Raw genomic sequence first — 788 nt, 5'->3', positions numbered from 1 at the left:
CCTCGGGCACGACCAATCCGCCGCGTTGGATGAGCCGAGTGTGCTGGGGAGGGTGAACATCTCCCCAGCCAGGTGCTGGCGGTCATACGCTGAGTGGTCCAGCACGGGGCGGGGCGCGGGGGATGTAATGGGTGCAGGTACGGGGGCATCTGACGCAGTGTCGGGCGAGGTCTGGTTTATCAGTCATGCGGGGGCGGATCGTGCGTGGGCGGAGTGGGTCGGCTGGCAGCTGCTCGATGCCGGGCACCAGGTCGAGCTGGATTACTGGGACTGGGGTGCGGGCGAGAACTTCATCCTGAAGATGAATGCCGCGCTGGAGCACGGCCGGATGCTGGCGTTGTTCTCCCCGTCCTATTTCGAGCTGGAGCGGTTCACGACTCCGGAGTGGACAGCGATGATGGCGATGCGGGAGAAGATCGTCCCGGTCCGTATCACCGAGGTCACCCCACCGGCGATCCTGCGTCCGCTGCTCGCCCCCGCTCTGTTCGACCTGGACGACCAGGCCGCCCGCGAGGCCCTGCTGCGTGCAGTGAACGGCCCAACCCGCCCGGGCAGTCCGCCGCCTGCGCCGCCGGGCATGCGGTCCCGAAACAGCGCTGCTGGTGGCCCCCGGCTGCCTGGCACGTTGCCTCAGGTGTGGAATCTGCCCGCCCGCAACGCCTCCTTCACCGGCCGCGACACTCTCCTGGTCAACCTGCGCAAGGCACTCGCCGCCGACCAACGCGTCGCGGTCCACGCTCTGCACGGGCGGGGCGGGGTCGGGAAGACACAGCTGGCGACCGAGTACG

Annotated in this window: 1 protein-coding gene; it reads left to right on the top strand. The window is 68.8% G+C overall.

Translation table 11 applies throughout. The annotated features are described in order from the left end of the window. Positions 1–157: 157 nt before the first annotated feature. Positions 158–788: toll/interleukin-1 receptor domain-containing protein (locus HLK59_RS50285; protein ID WP_171148365.1), on the top strand; the 631-nt coding region annotated here is incomplete at its 3' end.

The sequence above is a fragment of the Streptomyces sp. S3(2020) genome (assembly GCF_013044505.1).
In the GTDB taxonomy this organism is placed as follows: Bacteria; Actinomycetota; Actinomycetes; order Streptomycetales; family Streptomycetaceae; genus Streptomyces.
The sequence above is the reverse complement of the archived record's forward strand: the minus strand, read 5'-3'. Positions and strand labels throughout refer to the sequence as shown.